The following is a 21,375-nucleotide window of genomic DNA, read 5'->3' as shown; positions in this document are numbered from 1 at the left end:
TACCAAACAAATTTAGCACTATTTCACTAATCCTGGATATTGCAGCGCCCCGTCCTGATCCGGTGTGAGCTTCACTGGCTCCGTTACCATCTTTCCGTCAGCGTCCACAGCATAGATCTTTCCAGAATCATCAACCAGCTGTGACCGACACATAACACCATCAGCATTGAGATAGTACCAGTCCCCTTTGTATTTATACCAGGTATTAGTAATCATCATTCCGGCTCCATTAAACCAGTACCAGATATCCTTTTTTTCATCATGGTGCCAATCATTCCGCACACACTCCCCTGTATCGCCATTATAGAATCGCCATCCGCCGTCCTCTTCTTTCCAGCCAGATTTCTTTTCTTCTGGAGTTTCAGCATTCCATGTCTTCTTAAACTCCTCTGGATTTGCATATACCTTTTTTATTCCCTTGGTAGAACTGCCCCAGTCTGGAAGCTGGAAGTGAGGCTTGTCAACCGGTGACTTCCAATTACCGCCCCATTCCAGACCAATACTTACACCGATTTCTCCAACTCTACCGAAAAAGTTCCCGGCTTCGTTATAAGCTCCCTGGCCGTCATTCCGGTAAATATCAAAGGCAGTCCCCCACTGATGATAGGAACTGTATGTACTTCCTGGTGCATTGGTTACTTTATTCCCCGGCTTTGTTCTGCCCTGGGCGTATAAAGCATCCTGCTCAGCTACCGTCCGGTAAGTCTGTCCAATAGCAATCTTTAATCCCTGCTTGCTACATTCTTCCACCAGCTTCGCGGCCAGAGCCTGCAGGCGTGGGTGACACAATGTTATATCTCTCATGATTTTACTTGTCCTTTCGTTTCTTTATTTTATCATAAATTAAGGCCCAGGATTGTCCCAGGCCCAAAAGTTGCGACGTCGCAACAAGAATTATTCAGTTACTTCTGCTTTCTTTGTCAGAATGTCAATGGCTTTGGACAGAACTGCAGGAAGCGGCAGACCCATAAGCCCGGCATTCTCCACGATGGAAATTAGCTCATTTGCCATGAAGCCGATAATTACAGCGTCCCTTATGTAGCTGGTTCCAATGGCCAGATCCAGGCGATAAGCGATCAGAACAAACAGGAGTGTCATGCACTTACGGCACAGGCCTTTAAAACCAGCTTTTGATTCCAACGCCCCGGTTTCCGTTTTGGTGCTCTTTTTAAATATCCCGGCAACTGCCAGTCCTGAAAGAAAATCAATCGACATAAAAAGGACCAGGGTACCTATTCCGGTATCCCAGCCCCCAAACAAAGACGCTATAAAACTTCCCACTACTCCAGCTACTGTACATATTGTATTTTTCATTTTCATTATCCTCACTCTTTCTCATATTCTTTTCCGGTGATCTCCTGGTACTCAGCCGCTGTGATCCAGCGGTTCACTGCATTTATTACCCATTTTTCTGGCCACAGACCTGCATCATAAAACCGCTTTACTTTTTCAAAGTTTTTACTCATTGTCTACCTCCGTTTCTACTCCTGCAATCATTAATACATATTTTAATTAGGCACTAGGAGTTATTTTTTTGTCAGACATAACTTCTCTATTAATTATAAAAATATTTGAAATTATAAAAACGGAGCATACTCAAATCGAGCTGCTCCATATCAATCTACTACCAGTAATTATACTATATAACCTGGGTGTGAAGTGTATAAGAATTTTTGCTATGATAACGCATAATAGTAATGTAACAATAGGTGATATAACATATTCTAATAAGACTACTAAAGGATATTGTGGTAAATAATGTCCACAGAATTTTACAATAGTCAACAAAACAACGAAATGAAATGCATATATAAAAAAATTATATTGGGACATAATTAAGATTTTTTTATTTAATTTCCCAATGGCTAATTTTTTTGATATTTTAACAACTATAATCATGTAAAGAATGATAGAAATTTGATGTATCATTGTTGATCTATATACACAATCCATTACTAAAAAAAATAAGGTAAGAGTAATAATCACAAGCCAATTATAATTATCAAATTTATCAATTTTATAATTATATTTTACAATCAATATTCCTAATACCCAAAAAACAATTGCTTGATTACTGACAATAGGTGTAGACCAGTTATATATCCAAATTAATGCCACGAAAAGGAAAAAAAGCTTTGGAAACTTATTTACAACTTTCTGAATTGGTATTGACAAAAAATTTAAAATAAATAAATCTCTTACAAACCATAGTGCCACATTAAAAGGCATATCTCTATTAATTTTTCCAACATAAGCATCAATCCAGTCAATAACACCCCAGGCACTTATAACATTATCTCCATTTGAAAAGTATTTCGACGTAAATGGTATGCTTTGCGCTATGTAAAATATAACTATGTATAATGAAATAAAAATAAAATATGGTAATAATAAAGTTTTAACTTTTTTATTTATATTACTTGCCCATGTAAATGTTTTTGAATGTAATAAAATACTTGATACAATAAAGAAACAGGGTACAGCAATTCGCGAAAAACATTCTGATATTATATAACGTATAATCTGTTGCCAATATGAAAAATCGCTTGTAATGCTAGTATTACCAAAAGATGCTGTCGATGAATTAGAATGAATGAATATCACCATAATTGTGCAAATAACTTTTATAATCTGAATTCTCTCAGATTGTTGTTTATCAATGTAATACATATACTTTATTTACCCCTTATAATTCATAGTGTTAAACCAGATTATATCATCAACATTAATTAAGCACAATATTTAATTAGTTTCCTACTATTAGTGGCTATTCATATATTACAATCCAATAAATTTATAAACCTTCTTCTGATATCCAAAGGTCTGCTTTGTTTTTCAGAATAGAAAAGACCCTATTTTTTCATTGTAAAATACTTTTAAAATTATTTAATCTTGGTCTACATCTGTTTTAATTCCTGCCATCATAGATATATAATCTATTTTTGCTGTAAGTGCGATTTCTCTCTTCTTGTACTCTCCATATTGCTTCTGAATTAACATAAGCATTTGACAATCTATAAACGGATAACAAGCATAACCATTTAGAATCTTATTTCCATCTATGTCTAATTTATAGAGCAATTCTCCTGTTTTTTCATCTATTTTATTACTTCCATCTTCATTGAAAATCAGTTCGTATTGTGGTTCATATTTATAACCTTGAATACAGATATCACATAAATCTCCAAATATCTCTGTCCTGGTATGATCACATTTGAATACGTACTCATAATGCTGAGGTTCTGCATCTATTGCTATTATTTCATAACTATTATTTGTGTATACGTTCATTTAACTTCTCCTTTCAATATACCTTTTTCAATTCATTTTCTTGGTTTATTAACTTAAATAAATCCTGAATAAGGACCCATAAAATCTATATAATCGAAGTGCTATTAAGGATGCAAATGACACAGAAGAAATGTTTAATTTTACGGTAACATTCCCAGTTTGACTCATGGCCACTCTACTAAGAACCGTCGCTCCGTCTGGAGCATAAAGTTCAATTGTTCCGCCATTGGTAATGCTCATTTCAAAGCACAACCAGCTATGTCCTATTGTTGAGAAGGATTTTCTAGCATCAATGTTTACTCTACTGGGACCAAGAAGTGTAATTGCCTGAGAATCGTATCTTAAAAGATTGGTATCTCCTCCTGTAGAATGCCAACCATTAATATTATTACCTCTCAAATATAAATCCGTTGCTGTCGGTACATAACCCTCAAAAGTACCCGTAACCCCTCCAACATTTACACCTTTTTTAATATTTCCTGCTGATAAATTAGACACAGCAGGAACATAGACATTACCTGTCATATATTTACCACTACATGATAAAGTGTGAGAAGATGTGTTAGGTGTTATCGTCTGACCTCCCATTGAAGCAATATTACCTGTAATTCTGTTTCCATTCACCCATGCAGTCTGCCCATTTAATATATGACCTGCAGAAGCTGTTGCCGATGTTTGGCTTGCCAGACTGTTTGCCGTCACCTTTCCAGACCCATTGTGGTATCCTTCAGGAATTGTATAACTCCCACCGGCATTAAGGGTAGAGGAAATAGCTCCGCGGTTTGGCATGGATCCAGTTAATGGCTCCCCATCTTTATCTACAATTACTTTACCGGTCAGCACATCAGGCTTCCCAGCTGTCACCACATCAAGATCTGCCCCTCCTCCGCCTTTTAAAATAATACATTCTGCCATACCTTATACCCCCTTTATCTGAATCTGAAAATCTACTGCTGGTTTCTTACTATAACAATAGACCGTTATGTTTTCAGCACCAGTAAGCGCCCGATCCATGCAGCCATAAGATTTACTTTGCAGTTTCACATCCGCCGCTGTTATGTCGTCTGGCAAATATAGGCTCACTATGGGCCTGTCATTCTCAGCAATGCCAAGAACCTCCACTGTTTGTGTATATGGAGCGGAGTTACTCCAACCTGCGATAGGCAAGGTTACTATCTTAACAGCCTCCAGTTTATTGATCTCTTCGTTGGTCTGGTTTATATCATTAGCTCCAAATTTATCACCCTTCTGGGTGTAAGTCGTTTCGTCCGGAAGGCTGTAAGTTCCATCCTCATTGGGTATTAAGCGGTACCGGCGCTGGCCATCAAACATGGCATCCATATAATCTGTTTTCAGTTCCATTAAAAAGCACCTCCATTTAGTGTAAAAGATAATGTTTTTCTGCCGTCATAACGGCTTTGTATGTTGCTATAGATCAACCGGCAGGCTTCTTCAATTCGGTTTAGTTCCTTCCAGTCAATAAAGGGCTGATTAACATAAAAGGTTTGACGATTCCCCACTTTAAATGGATAGGTGCCATTACAAATATGAGCCACATTAGCCTCAAACCGGTTGATTTCATCTGCGTAGAATCCATAGTCCTGATAGGTCTTATCAGCCCCCATTTTCTCAAACTCAAAATCCGGCCAGAGCAGAAGTGCCTGTGACCGGATCTCGTTTAAATTTCCCTTTATTCGATTGTAGTCTTCAATGTTAAAGAAGTCTCCCTCTTTCCAGTTAGTCTTTGACGGTTGCCACATTGCTCATGTCCCTCCTTGCCTTTACCGATCCGGATAAAGCTCCATTGAATTTTAATGTATGCTCATACACTCTCAGGAGCAGATCCGGAACGTACTTATTTTCCAGAAATGTAATGTCGCTTGCATCAATTCGGGGTTCTCCTCGATACTGAAGATCATACTGCCGATCTGCTTTTAGGTAATCACCGATCCAATCCGCAATATTGACGGCGTGAACTGCATCAGATACCAGAGGATTTTCCCATGTTTCCATACTGCCGGTTGGATTTAGCTGCCTGCTTACTTTAGTTTTAACAGTTGTGTACTCTCTGCCCGATACGGATACCTCAACGGTCCCCGTAACCCCTGTAAGTTCCACCGTGGCAAAATAATTGCTGCTATCTAGAATAGTTGCTGTCTGCCCCTCCCCTGGTACTGTAATCGCGCAGGATAGGTCATACGATGGATTGGTAAAGTAAAAGGTATACCGGTTATCTGCAGCCGTTACCACAATCATTTCTTTCGCCAATTCCTTTATCTCCCCTGCCCGATTGTAAAGCGTTCTGATTACCTGCAGCTCCCTAACCTTGGCAAGCTGTGTCCCCTTTGGTGTTTTGGTCAACTCATGACCGTATTCAAAAACATAATCGGTTCTGTCCCCAAAAGTAATATTATTTAAGACGATCCGGTTATTCGGACAGCCTTTGGTAAATTCCAAGATCAGCCTGTCAAACTCCTCGAATTCGTGGCTAATGACCGTTGTTGCAGTCAGTCCTGATACAATGTAATCTTCCACCAGTTCCCCATCACGGTAGGCGTGAAAGACCATTTCCAACGGATTATTACTTCCAAACTCTAACGTCAATCCGAAGCATTTGAATGAGGCTTCCAGGTTAATTTCTACGGTCGGATTGACTGCAAAGGATCCATTACTTTCCGCCACTGCCTCTGAGATATATCCGGCATTTAGATAGATCGCACCTTCTTCCTGCCTTGGAAGAAAATACTGTGTAGGGGTTACGTTTATATAGTTCTGTGCGGACATAGCATAAGGCTTCTTAGGCGATTTATCCAGGATGGATCCTGCTTGACTGAAATAAGTCTCGTTATCTGAAATGGCTTCCATAGCCGGAATGAAGCTGGATTTCAGAAAGATATTCCCTCCACGGTCCTGGTAGAGAATACACCGGCCGGCATTGGCAATCAGCTGCAGGGCTTCCTTGTGCGCGACAACCGGCATCGGATTTACCACTTTTACAGACTTTAAATAACTGTCTATCCAGTAAGTCCGGCTATCAATTCCCGCATCGGAAAGCACGTCAAGTGCAAGATCATACAGACTGATCCCTTCCTGGCGAAACAAACCTCTATGATAAGTCCCGTCCATGTAGTCGAACCGATCTGAGGCAGAAAAAGACATTTCTTCATCGTCTGCAGACCATTCCTTTAATCGCACCTTTGCTCCTGGCAGCCACTCCACGGATCCGTCATCAAGTTTCTGACCATAAAGAACAGTTATATCCTGACCTATTTCCAGAAAGTTTACGGAGCTTTCCTCATTCTCAATATCAAAGGCTCTGTCTTTATTATTCACGGATAGATTAAAGTCAATGGTCGGCAGCTCCTCCATGATCGGACTGATATGTTCCTTTTTGGTAGCAGACAGGATCCGCTGATTATCAAAATAGATCCCGATACCCATGGTGATCTTATGAATCCGGAATCGGCTCTGACCGTTTACCATGCTGGACGGTGTAAAGCGCAGGAATGTTGCTCCTGCAAATATCTCCTCTGTTACAAAATGCCCAGATTTATTCCCGGTGATCTCCACTGTGTTGTTATCAGATTCTATTATAAAATCCACAGGAAAGGCTTTCCCAAATTCTATGGTCAACCCTTTAATATCATATTGAACCGGGAACTGGATTTCTACCGGTCCCACAAGTTCCTTTGACACAATTCCTTGATTTAAAACCACATCCGCCCTGGTCCTTGGAAGAAAGTACATGCTACCATCTACTGGTGTGTAGTCCTGATCGCAGGTGGCATAAAGCTCCTGGACCTCATAATTATCTAACGGTTGCTTGAAACTGGAATAATAAGCATAATTCCCATGATCGGGTATATATGCACTGGCTTGCGCCTCCTGGTTGATCAGACCAATGGTAACCCGGATATAGGTCTGGTTGCGCAGGCGATCTTTTGACTTCATGTGATCCTTGTATTGGGTACTCGCTGCCTGCATTACTCAATCACCCCGCAGTCAATAATATTTACTTTGCAATCCTGATACATGGTGGGAAGTCCTTCCTTATCAAACTCAACGGGTGTGGCCGTCCGGTTTCCTGGATACATTCGGATTGTCATCATACGGTTATTTACCATGTCTGGAATCCGGGCTGTTACTACAAATTTATCAAACTCCTGCAGCATGGCAGCCCAGGTGGCAGCATCTAAAAACTTCCACTGTAATCCCTCAAATTTATGCTGATCCCTTCCCACTCTCTGACCAATAAATTCACCTTTCGCATTTTTCCCGTCACTTACATTTGTTGCGACAATCAAATTTCCGCCAATGTCGGGAGACGGGAACTCCCGGCCATTGATTGTTATTACTGCCATATAGCACCGCCTCCTTTACGTTGTTCTCATTGAAAAACCGCTTCTCTTGTCCAGATCGGATAGTTTCTTTTTAATTTCTCGAATATCTATATTTACGGTCAGATCCATTGCTTCGATCAGCTCTATGATCTTGCGCAGTAATTCCACCATAAGGGACAGATAATGATCGGACATGGATTCTGTCGGCATGGTCATAACCTGATTTGCCATGTTTTGAACCTGATCTGCTGCTCCTGTACTGCGTCCTGTGGTACCGATCAGGGATAGCTGCGGTGTGGCATTACTAACCATGGCACTTATACTGGAGGTTAATGGAGCAATGGCAGATCTCATACCGTACTGAACCGCTCTTGTAATACCTTCTGTGATCTGCATGTTATTGGCAACGGCTGCTTTACCGCCCCAGTTACCAACCATTTCAGGATTGCCGTTTTCATTGGCAACAAACAGACTGCCGGAAGTGGGGAATCCTCCTGTTGCGTGACCTTTCACTCCTGGTCCGCTACTTACATAGCCTTTGCTACTTCCGGGACCAGATGAGTCCTTCTCTTCCTTTTCTTCTGCATCATCTTTGGCTTTACTGATTAAATTCTTAGCTCCATCAATAACCGTATTAAATGCTTTTCCTACCTCACCAGCAATATCACCTAACCAGCTGGTAATGTCTTTCCACACTTCCTGCATACCGCTAAAAAAATTATTCATCATATCTTTACCGATCTGTGTCATTTCATCAAGCTTAAACACATTTTTGATTTTCTGCCAGATCTGATCAAACCACTCTTTGATGGCATTCCATTTTTCTTCAATAGTTGCCTTTATGCTGTCCCAGATTTCTGACAATTTTTCTCGAAGAGCTTCAAATATTTCCGCTGCCTTAATTTTTATAGAATCCCAAACCCCACTTAAGTATGCTACAATGGCATTCCATACAAATTCTATTGCGGCTTTTACTAAACCAAATTCCAATTGTATCTGGACGTATATCCAGTTTAATGCGGCTCCAAGCAAATCTTTAATCCCGTTCCATATACCGCCGAAAATTTCTTTAATTCCCTGCCATGCCCTATCCCAGTCTCCAGTCAGTGTCCCTATTATGAAATCTAATAGCCCTATGAATATATCTATAATATCTCCTATGACCCCTGCTACGCTTTCAAAAAAGGCGGCGAAAGCATCTATACAGTTTTTCACAAATGTTGCTATAATGGGGAAGGCAATCTCCATAAACCATAGGATAAACGGTTTTAGAATAGTCTCCCATAGAACGCTGGTTGCCTCTGCCATTTTTGAGAAGAACTCCATAAATTTATCAATAAGCGGAGTTAATACCCGTGTATGAAAATCTTCAAATTTTTCTGCGAGGTAGGTTATAACTGGCAGCATATACTGATTGTAGAGTTCAAGGAACCTAGCGCCTATTTCAACTAATCCCTGTTTCAGATTTTCAAAATAAGGTTTAAAAGCTACATCGTAAGTTTCATTAACCTTTGTTGCCACTTCATCAACAATGGACTTAATTTCAGGAAAAATAGGCTCTACTGCTGAAAACGTATTTTCTAGGGAGGTCTTTATCAAATCCCTGTTTTGTATAAATGGAGCCGTAAGTACATCTAAAATATCTCTGCCATACTTAGCAGCTAATTCTGTTACCCCCAAAAAGGCACTTGAAAAAATGCCTATAATATCCGCTGTGATCTGCTTTGCACTATCACTGCGAAAAGCTGAGAAAATCGTTGCAAATGCAACATTGATATTACCGGCAATGTCAGTGATATTCGCACCGATATCAAACATGGAAATCAGATAATTCTTAATCCGCTGGCTGTTCTGCTCTAAAAACTTATTAATTCCGCCTAGCAGATTATCTGCAAGGGTAGTCCCTATAGAAGCCATGCTGCCTGCAGCTTTTCCCATATTTACGGCTATCCGGTTTCCCAATTCCTCAGCCGAAGCAAAAACCGCCGGATCCGTAAAGATCCCTTTGAGGCTCTGTCCAATACCTTGTATGGAATTCTGAATGCTGTCAATGACCGATGTGTCTCCAAAACCGATACTAAAACCAGTCTTAAATAGATCTTTCAGTTCTCGCGCTCTATCAATTAAAGCCTGGTACTTGTTACTGGCTTCCTCAACACCAGTGGTATTCACTTCCCCCATGTTGAACTCATCCGCAGCATAACCGCCAGCCCCTCCAGCACCACCAGAGCTGTCAGAACCAGTATCCGGACTAATGACATTCAATTCATCAATACCGGTGGACATACCTTTAATATCTTTTGCCGCTTTCTTGGCAGCCGCTCCTGTTCCGCTCACTGCTCCGGAAGCGTTGTCTGCTGCATTGGTAACATCTTCCATGCCAGAAACAGCTGCAGCTGATGCACCTCCAGACCCTTTCTTTCCGGATATCAGCTCCGTAAATGATTTAAAGGCGTTGGCCAGACTCATCAGTTTTCCAATTATGGTATTTATTACGTGGATAACCGGGGTAAGTACATTAATAAGCCCCTGACCTATAGTAGCTTTCAGGGAATCAAACTGTAGCTTTAAAATACGAACCTGATTGGCCCAGCTATCACTTGTACGGGTAAAATCTCCGGTGGCAAGCGCCAACTGGTCCTGTACAAACTGATATCGTAGAGCCACCTTTTCAGCTTCGGACATTTTTGCAGTAACCTTACCATATCCGTTCGCCATGGCGTAGGCATCAAGGGCGTTCTGGGTCATAACAATACCCAGATCTTTTAATGTCTCAGTTTCGCCAGTAAATACAGATTTCAACTTTGTGTATGCCTCGTCCTGGGAGAGGTTGTAAAAAGATGCCACATCACCGGCCAGACCGGTCAGAGTGGTTGACATATCATAGGCAGCACTTTCTGAAAATCCAAACGCTTTCGCCATAGCTCCAAATGTACCCGTAAATTTCTTGGCCATTGTTTCAGAAAGACCAAAAGAAAGCGCTGCATTTTTGGCAAAGGCATCAATCTGTTTCGACATATTAGGAAATGTTACATCAACAACGTTCTGGACCTCTGTAAGATCGGATCCCAGTTCAATAGCACTCTTACCAAAATCAACAATCTTCTTAACAGCAAAAGCGGCCGCCAGTGCCGCTCCTGCTTTTTTAGCCAACCCCTGGATACCGGCCATCTGCCTATTGAAATTATTTTGATTAACGACAAGATCAAGCCCGATCTGCCCTACACTGTCATCCAACTATACCACCTCCTATCTGCACAAGTCTGCAAACATCTTTTCCAGTGCTTTCATTTCCTGATCATAAGTAGCCGGAGACATTGTTTCTGCCTTTCGGTTTCTCCATGTATCATATATGCGTTTCTGATCTTTGTTAAAGTTTTTAATTACATTCTTATCTGTCTCTGATCGAATCGCCACAATCCGCCCCAGGGGAGTTTCCGGATCGATTCCGGAAAGCAGAGATTTAAACTCATCCCAACTAACCGATTCAAATTCTTTTGTTCGTATTCTCAACCCGTACTGCGTAAGAAAACTGGATACAATCAAGTCCCAGTCTTCAAAAAGATCGTAGTACGGGTCACTGCTCTCCCTGGCTGTTATTCTCCCCCGTAATTAACCCTACCGCTTCCTGAACCACCACGATCAGATCACTAAAATTTAGTGCCAGCTTTTCGATTTCCTTTTTTGATTTCTCTGGGAACATCATGTCATAGGTTTTTAAAATCTCACTTACTCCTGGATCATCAGAACCCATAAGTCCCATGACTTTTAACATGGTGGGAGCGTCTGCATTTACTTCTAGTTTCTTTCCTTTTATCAAAAGCATAGGATTTCCTTCAAACGTTAGTTTATCTGTAATATCAATTACTCTTGCCATCTGTAATTCCCTCCTTATGCTTTTGCAGCTGATGTTTTAGTTGTTGTTGTTTTAGCTGCTGTTGTGTTTGTAGTTTCCGCTTCTGTGAATGTTGGCTTACCCTTGCACTTTACTTCAAATTCCAGAGCGTCCACCGCCGTGCTATCTCCACCGGCTGGAGTGGTCACATTGATGATGGAGGCGCATTCAACCTTTGCCCCAGAAGGCATTGTCCAACGAAACGGGGTTACAACATCGTTTCCACTTTTAAATGCAAGACCCGCAACGTAGTCATTTCCAGGGTCACCATAAGTACGCTTTCCCTGGAAGCTGAAGGATAGCTTCTTACTGGTCATCATCGCATTGCCCCAGCCTTCATGCTCCATGGCATTCCATTCTTCTACGCCACCTTCAATACTAGGGGCAAAGTTCGTAAGGTTGGCAACAACTACCATTGTTGCTTCAGTGCCGTTCAGGCCTATTTCAAACTTGTTATTGCTTACAGGATATACCTTAGCATCTCCCATTAATCTCACCTGTTCCTTTCATAAATAAAATCCAGCCATATCACATATTCATACACTCCGCTATCATCTGTCCCAACGTCCTGAGGTTCAGGAACCATCAGACGCAGATAATTGATAGGGGTATCTCCTATGGTAAAGCTGGTTACACCTCTTAGTTTCTCAAACAGCTCAAAAGCCGTTCTCTCTGTCTCGTCCTTGCTTTTATTCCAGTGGACCAGAAGAGAAACCAGCTTCGTATCGTAGGTGGTGCATTCCAATCCACCAATGGCAATATTGGCAGGTCCGGACGTTGACCGGCTATAAACTCCGACAGACTTCTGCTTTTTATTATCCATCTTTCCAATATAGACATTATCATCTACGGCAATATTCAAGCTGGATATATATTGGCGTACATCTTTTAAAGACAGCATTATACACCACCTACTTTCTTGTAAAATTTCTCAAATGCATCGGGAGCAAAATCTGCTTTGCCTCCCCCTGGTTCCCAGTCTTCATACCAATGACCTTTTGCATTGGGGTTCTCATGGGTTTGGAAATTATATTCCGGGTGAAAATACAAACGCCTTGCATAAGGCGTACTGGTCACAAGTTGAACCTTTCCTTTGGAAGAATCAGAATAATCAGCGAAGAAACTTTCCCCTTGAAGATTGCCTGTATCGAACGGCATGACTTGAGAATCCCTTATTTCCCCTTGCAATGCATCCGCAGTCATTTCAAGAGCAGTTACCGCAGCCTGTGTCAGCTGCCGGATCCGTGGCATATTCATTTTCACTGTAGATTTGACCTGCATCAGATCACCTCCAGGGTGCAAAAATTCACTGTCCCGTCCGGATTCCGGTTCTTGCTTCCCTGCTCGATCCGTCTCTCTTCCCCAAATATAGTAACGGTCCCTCCGCTTAAGGTTGGGAAGTCTGGAGCGATATCACCAGGAAACATAGCCGTACCGGTTATCTGGACCAGCTTCTTTTCTGCTGTAAGGATCGTCTTTGCCTTGTCCTGAAAATTACACTTTAAATCTAAGTCAGCCTTGTATTTTGGCTCTCCCAGGTTGTTAGTTTCTTCACTTTCAAGGTGGGCCTTTATATTTGTCTTACACAGGCTTTTCGGTACTAAACATGGGTATTTCATAGGCTCACCTCGCTAACCGGCAACACAGACCCGTCTGGGACAGCTGTGCATATACATCACGCTTCATAGCCACTCCTTTATCCATGAACACATTCCAGGAGCTTCCAAACTGTGCCGACACTCCATTTATGCTGTAACTGGACAGGATCGTGTTGATCTCGTCAGCGTTTTCATGCTCAAAATCTGCCTGCAGACATACCACTTCCTGAATGACTTCCTGTTGAAACTCTGTCAAATTGGAAAATCCCCGACCAACAATTCGATTGTAAGTCAGGGAATCAATATGGCGGCTGGCTTGTCGGAGCGCTCTTTCCAGCTCATTTTCTGGCACCGTGCTACCTTTATAGGTTTCTTTGTAATATTCCGGTGTCACATAGGGGACGTAAGCCATCTTACTCACCGGCCTTCTGGTTCGAAGATTTTCCTTTCTTTATCTCCTTATCCAGTTCTTTCTCTACATTTTCTTCTGGGGCTTCAGGATTCTCCTGTTGGGCTTTTCCCGGATCTTCCGCAGGATCTTCTGATTCCGGCAGATCCTCAACTTTATACCCATGGCTTTTGAACCAATGTAATAGGCGCAGATCCTCTGTCTCCCCCACGCCATTGCAAAAAGATACGCTTGCAGACGTACCTGTATATTGTTTATTAGGTGCAAATACTTTCATGAAAACTCCTCCTTATTTTATTTTGATATTACGAAATGTTCCAGCAGCCTTGGAGGCCTTTAAGGCGATTGCCGCATTCATTTCTACTTCACCAGTCTTTACTGCTCCTGCCGTTGTAAAGTCAGGAAGCCAGGTCTGCACCGGCGCTACTCCTGCGTAGGATACACCGTGAAGTCCATCAAGCGCAAGCCTTGCCGCAAAGAGTGATGTGGTTCCTTTGGTTGCATCAATGTCCACCACTTCCTCATTAGTTCCCGGTTTCGCCCCAAGATCCACAAACGGAATATTACCATAGGCTTCCACATTGGATCCCCAGTCGGTCTTTGTTACATTGTACATTGAAGCACGCCTTGCACAGGCTCTTAGTTTAGAGATCAATTTGGTATTACCAGCAATGAATGAAGGTTCTCCATCAAGGCCGCGGAGGAATTCATCGAGCATATCCAGGAAGTACTGGAAATTTTCCGTTACCAGCTGGGAGGTAGACAAATCAATGACTGATTCTCCAGCGTTAAACTCTGTCGAACTGCCAGTCAGAGCTTTTTCCAGACCATCAAAAGCATTGCCATTTATAGCAATGTCTCCATTAATAAATGTATCATTAAACAACGCCTGCGCTGCCTTAATCTTCTGGGACTGTTGAAGCTCTACTTCAGAAATGATACCGCCCATATTGGCGATAACACGGTCAATCTGATAGGATCCACCAAATACCTTAATGTCTACGGAGTGGCGTTCCTTGGTCACCTCATGGGGCGTATATTCCTTATTGATTTCACGGAACTGCGCCGTGGGCTGTGTTTTTAATCTGGTGTAGGAATAAGTAGGGGTTGCTCCGCCTCCGGTCGGGGAAACGGCATCATCAAACGTGATATGATCCAGGATCCAGTTGGACTTTCTGAATTCATCAATTACCCCCATCTGCAGGTCGTCCTGCACATTATTTCTTGCTTCTTCTAACGTAATAGCCATAGTTTTTCATCTCCTTAATTTTATTTAGACGGCATCTGTGCCTGAAGCGCTGCTTCAATAGCGGATTTCATGTTCACCTTGCTGCCATCGGTTGTAGTTGTTGTCTGAGTCTGCTGACCGGGTGCACCAAGAGGACGGAAACCAGTATTTTTTGCTGGTTCTGTCTTTACTTCCTTAAACAGAAATGGTTTCGATTCCTTTATGGACTTTAACTGCTCCTCCAAACCGGTAACATTCCCATCATCAGAAAGAATCAGTTTGGATTTATCAAACAGACCGGTTACCAGATCTGCGTCCTGTGCAGACTCGGCAATGGCCAGCTTAATAGCAGTGGAAAGCTTCAGTTCCTTCATGTCTGCTTCGTTTTTCTCCACGGCCGCTTTGTTCTCAGCCTGTAGGGTTTCGATCTGCTTTTTTAGCTCCGCATTATCCCCGCTGTTCTTCTTTAAATCTTCCAGCTGCTTATCCCTGTCCTTGATATCCTTTTCAAGCTGTCCCTTTGCCTGATTGGCTGTATCGTAATCAGTTTTAGATACATAGGATTCCAGCTCTTTTTTTGAAGCCTCTGCCGCTTTGGCTGCCTGTTCCTCACTAATTCCCAGTGCAATAAAATCTTCTTTTTTCATGATCTCATCCTTTCTAAGCAATAAAATAACGCCCAGGATATCCCGCGCGCTTTATCTGTAATGATTTTTAATTATATCGGATCCTCTCTTATCCGGTGCATACTGCCTCCGATCTGTTGCGACGGTCGCAACGCAGAATATAAAAATACCACCAATCCTTAATAGATCAGTGGTATCAGCCATTCATTACAATATCCCCTTTTTCATAATGCTTAAGGATCTCCAACTCTCCCAGATCTTTCAACCTGGCAGGAAATTCTTTCTGCTTTTCCAAATCTTCCATAGACAAAACACAAGTGTTTGGAAAATACTCTTCAATTAATTGATGTACTTTAACTTCATTTTCTGGATTATGAAGCCACTGTTTCGGAATGTAAACCATTATTTTATTCCCTCCTTCCACATAGCATTTACTATAACGTTTGAAAATATCACACGCTCATTTGTGCTTAAATTATCCAGCGATATTCCATGGTCAACTTTTGATAATGCGTTTTTCAAATCTTCTCCCATCATGTCTTCATACTGCCGCAGTTTAGGATTATTCTCAAAAAACTTATTAAGTAACTCCTTTTTATTTAGTTCAATACTTTTATAATATTGCTTATAATAGCTACGTTCATCAAACCTCAATGAGAAAGTATCGTCATACAATTGTTCCCAGACACCGCTATTCCCAAGAAGACGATCTCTCCATGCTATCTTTCCAAAGTCCATCGCAGTATTACAATTTTTAAACTTAGGCAGCCTTTTAAGCCTGGGTAGCGTCTTTGCAAGAATATCACCGTAAGCTGGGGCAAGCTTCTCTTCAATGCCATATAGTGCTGCAGCATGGTGGGCCGCCACCTCCGCAAAAGTCTCCTCCATAATACGCCACTTTTCACTTGGTCGACCATTCTTTACTGCATCCCATTTTCGTCCATGTAAAGACAAGTGGTAGGATTCATGAAATGCTGTTTTTATTTGATACGGCATGGAGCGTTCATCATCAGATTGGAGAGCGTATTCTATATATTCACAGATACCTTTATCAGCCTTAGGATAATAACTGCACCCACCCCTGGCGTCCATCTTCCGAAGTTTCACCGGTATGTTATTACGTTCAATTCCTAACCGGTCTATTAGATGCTCTGCAAATACTTTTCTGTCCTGAGTCGAATTGATACTGTCCATGGTAGGAAGCTGATCAATAACAAGGTTTTTAAAGGCTCCTTCCTGTATTATATCAGCTTGCGAAGCTTTTGACCATTCATCTGCTTTATTTTTGTATTTTTCTTTGTCTTCTTTATCAAGAGAATACTGAGACAACTGACCATACTTATCCGCCTGCCTTTTGTTGTATTGATGGTTCTGTTCCTGTTTATACTTTTGATCAATGCCTCTCAATTCTCTTTTCGTCCAGGTATCTTCTGCAGTAGATATCCCAGGGAAATATGTACTGTGACTATCCTTGCACCTTGGGTGATAGAGTCCTCTTGCTATGGCTGCACTCATAAGAGGATATGGACCATCTGACGCCTTTCCGCCGCTCCACACATCATCGATCAGAACTTTTCCTACAAACGGAAGGCACTTAGGACAGGGGTTTCCACGCTTGTTTACAATAACGGTACTGATTCCCCATTCCTGACGTTTCTCCCCTTCTCCCTGCAAATATGCCCGTTTACTGGCTGTCCGAATTGCCATGTCTGCGTAATCTGACAGAGCATGGCGCGCACCATTCTTATACTCCACACAGTTAAGCCCACGGGAAAGCATATCCTTGGTAGCCATATCCACTGCTTTTTCATAGGTACCGGCTCCGGAGTTAGCATACACCTGAGCAGTAAAAATAGCCTTACGATACTGGTCATTTGCCATTCGTAAGACTGCCGTCTCTGCTTTCTTCATATCATTGCTGGTTGCTTTGATCAGAGCTTCCAACTTCCGGGTATTCAGTTTGAAAAACTCTGCCTGCGTAGCTGCCGAAGCAGGCTTATAGCTTTTAAAGCCGTTCTTAATAGCCCGGAGGATCTGCGCCTCCTGCTTCATGCCTCCCTGCTGTCTGGCCTGCCAGATAAGTTCTCCGATCTGGGCGTTTATGCTTTTAAACTGCTTGCTGTACTTCTTCTGATTTTCCAGCTTATATTTCTCCAGAGCCTTAAGCTGCTCTACCTGCCACATAGACCAGTCATATCCCTCTTTCAGTTCCTCAGCCCTATGTCGGTTCATATTACGGATCATGGAGGCAATAAGTTCCTGTTCAATCGCTTCAAAAGAGGCAGAGATATCATACTCATTCATATGATCACCTGCCATTTGCTAAAACTTTTAATCCCTGTGCCTTAAACTTCCGGGTAAGATCTTTCAGCTGGGTAATGCTTTTGCACTTATCACACCGGAGCTCTGCATAATCCTTTTTTTCAACGGCGTAAATGCCAAACGGAACCTGCTCACTTGCCACTTTCAGGAGCCCCTGGTACTCCAACTGGCTCATTTGGTACTGGCGGTTCATCACCTTGACTTTCATCCATCTTCACCCCTTCCGTACTTAGTCCAGGTTCTTCCGTTTCAAAGATCCCCTGCTCAATCTTGATCCGCTTGACTTCCTCTGCTTTTTCATCTTCTGTCAGAGTATCGCCATACATTTCATCAATGGACTTCTCTATACTCATGACTCCGCTGGTTCTAGCCTTGCCAACCGTCTCCACAACAGCATCAAAGCCTGGGGCTGCATACTCTCCAAACTTGACGGAAACTTTATACTCCCCAGGAGCCTTTTTCTGCATCTGGTCATAAGTCATCATGATTTTACTTACCAACTCAGGAAGAACCTTACACAACACCTTAACCAGCGTCCCTCTGGTATGAGTGGTGATCTTTTCCTTTTCCCTTTGGCTCTCTGCATTGTCCGTCTTTTTCAAATCAATACCAAGAGTAGCCGGGGAAATAATCCCCTGCAGAACCAGATCCAGAAAGGAAGTATAGCTGTTTAAATACGCTTCGTAGGATATCTGGGGCTGAACTACCTCAATTTTATCGCTGTAACCTTCTTTCTTTACTGCACCTATGGCTATGTAATCATTGTCAAACTCATTCGGCTCTATCAGCTGCCCTGTATTGGGATCCCTGGGAACCATATCCTCCGGAATATACCGGTTGACTCTTCCTTTTCTCACTGCATCAAGCCACTGGCTGATCACTTCGTCCAACGCGTCCAGATCGTCCGTCTTGCCCTCAAACAGCGCCTTGCCTCGTCCCTTCCACTTACTTGATGTGAAGAAGATAAGGGGTACTCCCATGATGTAATCCCCGTCATAGGCAGTATCTTCATAGATCGCCGTTTCAGTAAGAGTATTAAGGGGAACTTCTCCACCAGCATCATCGAAGAGTTTATAAAGAACATACCCTTTCCCGTAAGTCTCCTCTAAGCGATATTCCTTTTCCTTGTTATCCGGATATGAGTAGTTTGTTGAGAAGACAATCTCAGTCAACCTGCCCCGCAGGTATTTGTATTCCACATGATCTGCTTCGTAAAATTCTATGATCGGATATTTACTGACCTGGTCAAGACTTATTTTAAAGGCACCATCACCGGCTGACAAAGCACCGGCCACTGCTTCGCCCAGGAGTCCTTCAAAGTCATTATCCTCTGCAATCTTATCCCATAATTCCTTTAAAGGCTGATTATCCCCTTTTTCTCCAAAGCTGATATCGTTTAAATCTGCGGTTATGATATCCTTAAACCGATCCACCACGATTCCCACAATGCCAGAATGGATTTTCCTTACTTTCCGGAATGGAACGGAAGCCCAGAACCTTGCCTTAAACACATCACAGTAGGCAGTCTGTTTAAAAAACTGTTCCAGCTCTGACGGATCTCCACGGTACCAGATCTTATTTTTCAGAACATTGCCCTGAAAGGAAAGGGGTTCCTTTATGACCACCTTCCTCTCTTTTGCTCCTACAATCTTAAGCAATTTAAAATACATATCCTTAAACCAACCCACTTATGAAGCCCTCCTTCCTGTTCCGATTTTTACTTCATATGGCAGCCATGCATACTGCACGCTGTTTACCATGTGATCGTTTTTATCTTCTGGTGTATTGTCCTTATCTTCCAACCAGCTGTATACTTCAAGCTCCCGAATATAATTTGAGCAGGTATCCACGATATAGAAACATGGTTTTGCGCCTGCATCGGCAAACCAGTTTAACTGATTGATGATACGGTCAATGATCTGCTCTTTCTTCCAGGCATCATTGAAATTGTAAACGCAGCCATTCAGGCGCTTGTATTTTAAAAACTCCGTTATGGTTGCCTGATCCGCTGAATCGATAAAGGTATCTCTGGCAAATCCCCATTCGTTCCGGTTGCGATCAAGGAAGTCAATAAAGTTATGGACCGTATCAGTAGGGGCCAGAGGCGTTCCCAGGTCTGCGTTGTTGTACACCTTTTCATCAAGCACATAGCAGTTTCCCCTGTTCGTGATCCCGATAAAGCTCATGGAAATGGTATCCGGTGACTTCTGGGAATAGGACGTATCCAGACCTGCAGAAAAGTGTACAAACCACTCTGTTTGATGGCGATCGTTTTGGTTGCGTATAAACTGCTTTGCATGAGCCTTAGTAACCACATGCTTTTTCCGGTCAAAGTTCGGGAAGATCAGGCCGGTTGCTTTACCTCTTAGGCCCTGGATCTTGTTCTTCCAGATCTTCGTACCTTTTGGAGTGTTCCGGATAATGTTTTCCAGCTTCTCCTTTGACAGACCCAAATTATGGGTAAAAGAAAAGAACCAATGCACCCAACCGGGCTTTGGTTCCTCTCGTAATTCTTCCAGTATTTCTTTTGGTGTCTCCTCCTGCCACTCAGGAATCGGACGGGAGCAGTTAATATACTCTTTGTAGACAGGGAGATTCGGATCATCAGGATTGAGCGTTCCCATCAGGTAATCGCACCGCATGGCTGACTCTCTTACAAACTCAATATCGGCAGTGTTTATCTCATCTATGTAAAGGCAGCCGTACTGACCGCCCAGGGCTTTCTGCCACTTCTTTTTATCGCCATAACCCAGAACGTAAATAACCTTATCCCCTCCTGAAGTATGAAAGAGAATGTGCGGGATCTTATCATCTTTAGTTCCGTTTCCGTTGTACTCAGTCAGGATCCCAAAGTCGTCTATAATACCCAGATCCTTGTTGATAATATTCTTCTCAGCGGTACCGGTATCCTTTGCTGCTATGATGTGCAGCTTCTTGGGGCTCTCCGCAACCTTAAGCATGAACTTAAAAAGGCCGACTGTCGTTTTCCCCGCGGCCGTTGTCCCTTCCAGGAACTCAACCGGAGCATCATGTTTAAGAAAGGCTTTGTACTTCTCTGACAAAAGCAGGCGCTCATTGCTCATTATCCATCACCACCACGCATTTGATTGATAAGATCATCAAGCTTGGTTTTCTCTGTTTCCAGGGTGCCGGATACTTCCAGCTTATCTTTAAACATACCCAAATGCCTACCAATCAGCTCCAAGGCCTTCCCTTTATCGTTCAGCTTAATCTCAATGCCGTTTGCCCCTTCCTTGATCCCAGCAATAGCTCCCAGCTTATCCCCCGGCATTTCATCTGTGGTCTTAACCTGCACAGCCTTATAGGTTCCTTTATCTTCAATCGAGACGAAATCAGTGACATCCGCAAATCCAATCTTTGCAAGCTCCTTCAAAACCATGTCCTGAGTGATCTCAGTACGCTTTTCCCGGTCTTTCATGCGTTTCTGGATATAATCCTCAACCTTAACATTTCTTAACAATCTGGCTCCTGCAGCTGAGGCTGTTTCATCGTTCTTGACCTTGGGGTAAGCTACCTTGTAAGCTCTGGTAGCATTAAGATCAATCAAGTATTCATCTGCAAATATTTTTTGTTTGGCTGTTAATGCCATCAGTCTCACCTCACCTTCCATTTTGGCTAATTTTTATATTAAAAAAGAGACGGGGT

27 protein-coding genes are annotated in these 21,375 nt (G+C 42.4%); all 27 read right to left on the bottom strand.

Annotated elements, in window-relative coordinates; all coding sequences use genetic code 11:
• Positions 1 to 18: 18 nt before the first annotated feature.
• The 27 genes from CRO04_RS09170 to CRO04_RS09040 all read right to left on the bottom strand — a co-directional run bounded on the left by CRO04_RS09170 (position 19) and on the right by CRO04_RS09040 (position 21,319).
• Positions 19 to 804: a M15 family metallopeptidase gene (locus CRO04_RS09170; protein ID WP_097003942.1), complete on the bottom strand. Its 786-nt coding sequence runs from the start codon at positions 802 to 804 to the stop codon at positions 19 to 21.
• Positions 805 to 894: 90 nt separating this feature from the next.
• A complete protein-coding gene (locus CRO04_RS09165; protein WP_097004063.1) occupies positions 895 to 1,314 on the bottom strand; it encodes a phage holin family protein in 420 nt (139 codons plus the stop codon).
• 11 nt (positions 1,315 to 1,325) lie between these two features.
• Entirely contained in the window at positions 1,326 to 1,466 is a 141-nt protein-coding gene (locus CRO04_RS09160; protein WP_097003941.1) for an XkdX family protein, read from the bottom strand.
• A 130-nt stretch (positions 1,467 to 1,596) separates the two neighbouring features.
• Positions 1,597 to 2,670: an acyltransferase family protein gene (locus CRO04_RS09155; RefSeq protein ID WP_097003940.1), complete on the bottom strand. Its 1,074-nt coding sequence runs from the start codon at positions 2,668 to 2,670 to the stop codon at positions 1,597 to 1,599.
• 216 nt (positions 2,671 to 2,886) lie between these two features.
• Entirely contained in the window at positions 2,887 to 3,291 is a 405-nt protein-coding gene (locus CRO04_RS09150; RefSeq protein ID WP_097003939.1) for a hypothetical protein, read from the bottom strand.
• 48 nt (positions 3,292 to 3,339) lie between these two features.
• Positions 3,340 to 4,206, bottom strand: coding sequence for a hypothetical protein (locus CRO04_RS09145; protein ID WP_097003938.1), 867 nt, complete (start codon positions 4,204 to 4,206; stop codon positions 3,340 to 3,342).
• Between the two features lie 3 nt (positions 4,207 to 4,209).
• The gene (locus CRO04_RS09140) at positions 4,210 to 4,653 is read right to left on the bottom strand and encodes a hypothetical protein (protein WP_097003937.1); all 444 of its coding nucleotides are present in this window, start codon (positions 4,651 to 4,653) and stop codon (positions 4,210 to 4,212) included.
• Positions 4,653 to 5,051, bottom strand: a complete 399-nt coding sequence (locus CRO04_RS09135) for a hypothetical protein (RefSeq protein WP_097003936.1) — start codon at positions 5,049 to 5,051, stop codon at positions 4,653 to 4,655. Before CRO04_RS09135 ends, CRO04_RS09140 begins: the two co-directional genes overlap by 1 nt.
• Positions 5,029 to 7,275 carry a hypothetical protein gene (locus CRO04_RS09130; RefSeq protein WP_097003935.1) on the bottom strand — a complete coding sequence of 749 codons (2,247 nt, stop codon included), beginning with the start codon at positions 7,273 to 7,275 and terminating at the stop codon, positions 5,029 to 5,031. Before CRO04_RS09130 ends, CRO04_RS09135 begins: the two co-directional genes overlap by 23 nt.
• Positions 7,275 to 7,652 carry a hypothetical protein gene (locus CRO04_RS09125; RefSeq protein WP_097003934.1) on the bottom strand — a complete coding sequence of 126 codons (378 nt, stop codon included), beginning with the start codon at positions 7,650 to 7,652 and terminating at the stop codon, positions 7,275 to 7,277. Before CRO04_RS09125 ends, CRO04_RS09130 begins: the two co-directional genes overlap by 1 nt.
• Positions 7,653 to 7,667: 15 nt before the next feature.
• Entirely contained in the window at positions 7,668 to 10,868 is a 3,201-nt protein-coding gene (locus CRO04_RS09120; RefSeq protein ID WP_097003933.1) for a phage tail protein, read from the bottom strand.
• Between the two features lie 12 nt (positions 10,869 to 10,880).
• Positions 10,881 to 11,177 (bottom strand): Gp15 family bacteriophage protein, encoded by a 297-nt coding sequence (locus tag CRO04_RS09115; protein WP_242974406.1) that lies wholly within the window; start codon positions 11,175 to 11,177, stop codon positions 10,881 to 10,883.
• A gap of 31 nt (positions 11,178 to 11,208) precedes the next feature.
• On the bottom strand, positions 11,209 to 11,508 hold the full coding sequence (locus CRO04_RS09110) for a hypothetical protein (RefSeq protein WP_097003931.1): 300 nt from the start codon (positions 11,506 to 11,508) through the stop codon (positions 11,209 to 11,211).
• Positions 11,509 to 11,522: 14 nt separating this feature from the next.
• Positions 11,523 to 12,014 (bottom strand): phage tail tube protein, encoded by a 492-nt coding sequence (locus tag CRO04_RS09105; protein WP_097003930.1) that lies wholly within the window; start codon positions 12,012 to 12,014, stop codon positions 11,523 to 11,525.
• A 5-nt stretch (positions 12,015 to 12,019) separates the two neighbouring features.
• Positions 12,020 to 12,427: a phage tail terminator protein gene (locus CRO04_RS09100; protein ID WP_097003929.1), complete on the bottom strand. Its 408-nt coding sequence runs from the start codon at positions 12,425 to 12,427 to the stop codon at positions 12,020 to 12,022.
• Positions 12,427 to 12,807: a hypothetical protein gene (locus CRO04_RS09095; protein WP_097003928.1), complete on the bottom strand. Its 381-nt coding sequence runs from the start codon at positions 12,805 to 12,807 to the stop codon at positions 12,427 to 12,429. The genes CRO04_RS09100 and CRO04_RS09095 overlap by 1 nt, the downstream gene beginning before the upstream one ends.
• Positions 12,807 to 13,145 carry a hypothetical protein gene (locus CRO04_RS09090; protein WP_097003927.1) on the bottom strand — a complete coding sequence of 113 codons (339 nt, stop codon included), beginning with the start codon at positions 13,143 to 13,145 and terminating at the stop codon, positions 12,807 to 12,809. The genes CRO04_RS09095 and CRO04_RS09090 overlap by 1 nt, the downstream gene beginning before the upstream one ends.
• Positions 13,146 to 13,149: 4 nt before the next feature.
• On the bottom strand, positions 13,150 to 13,536 hold the full coding sequence (locus CRO04_RS09085) for a hypothetical protein (protein ID WP_097003926.1): 387 nt from the start codon (positions 13,534 to 13,536) through the stop codon (positions 13,150 to 13,152).
• Position 13,537: 1 nt separating this feature from the next.
• A complete protein-coding gene (locus tag CRO04_RS09080; RefSeq protein ID WP_097003925.1) occupies positions 13,538 to 13,810 on the bottom strand; it encodes a hypothetical protein in 273 nt (90 codons plus the stop codon).
• Positions 13,811 to 13,822: 12 nt separating this feature from the next.
• Positions 13,823 to 14,782, bottom strand: a complete 960-nt coding sequence (locus CRO04_RS09075; RefSeq protein ID WP_097003924.1) for a major capsid protein — start codon at positions 14,780 to 14,782, stop codon at positions 13,823 to 13,825.
• 20 nt (positions 14,783 to 14,802) lie between these two features.
• Positions 14,803 to 15,408 carry a phage scaffolding protein gene (locus tag CRO04_RS09070; protein WP_097003923.1) on the bottom strand — a complete coding sequence of 202 codons (606 nt, stop codon included), beginning with the start codon at positions 15,406 to 15,408 and terminating at the stop codon, positions 14,803 to 14,805.
• A 175-nt stretch (positions 15,409 to 15,583) separates the two neighbouring features.
• Positions 15,584 to 15,790: a hypothetical protein gene (locus tag CRO04_RS09065; RefSeq protein WP_097003922.1), complete on the bottom strand. Its 207-nt coding sequence runs from the start codon at positions 15,788 to 15,790 to the stop codon at positions 15,584 to 15,586.
• Positions 15,790 to 17,691 (bottom strand): phage minor capsid protein, encoded by a 1,902-nt coding sequence (locus tag CRO04_RS09060; RefSeq protein ID WP_097003921.1) that lies wholly within the window; start codon positions 17,689 to 17,691, stop codon positions 15,790 to 15,792. Before CRO04_RS09060 ends, CRO04_RS09065 begins: the two co-directional genes overlap by 1 nt.
• 4 nt (positions 17,692 to 17,695) lie before the next feature.
• On the bottom strand, positions 17,696 to 17,851 hold the full coding sequence (locus CRO04_RS09055) for a hypothetical protein (protein ID WP_242974405.1): 156 nt from the start codon (positions 17,849 to 17,851) through the stop codon (positions 17,696 to 17,698).
• On the bottom strand, positions 17,841 to 19,397 hold the full coding sequence (locus tag CRO04_RS09050) for a phage portal protein (RefSeq protein WP_141400964.1): 1,557 nt from the start codon (positions 19,395 to 19,397) through the stop codon (positions 17,841 to 17,843). The genes CRO04_RS09055 and CRO04_RS09050 overlap by 11 nt, the downstream gene beginning before the upstream one ends.
• Positions 19,398 to 20,792, bottom strand: coding sequence for a terminase (locus CRO04_RS09045; RefSeq protein ID WP_097003919.1), 1,395 nt, complete (start codon positions 20,790 to 20,792; stop codon positions 19,398 to 19,400).
• Positions 20,792 to 21,319, bottom strand: a complete 528-nt coding sequence (locus CRO04_RS09040; RefSeq protein ID WP_097003918.1) for a terminase small subunit — start codon at positions 21,317 to 21,319, stop codon at positions 20,792 to 20,794. The genes CRO04_RS09045 and CRO04_RS09040 overlap by 1 nt, the downstream gene beginning before the upstream one ends.
• Between the last annotated feature and the right edge of the window lie 56 nt (positions 21,320 to 21,375).

It is taken from the genome of Lacrimispora amygdalina (genome assembly GCF_900205965.1).
Lineage (GTDB): Bacteria > Bacillota > Clostridia > Lachnospirales > Lachnospiraceae > Lacrimispora > Lacrimispora amygdalina_A.
The sequence above is the reverse complement of the archived record's forward strand: the minus strand, read 5'-3'. Positions and strand labels throughout refer to the sequence as shown.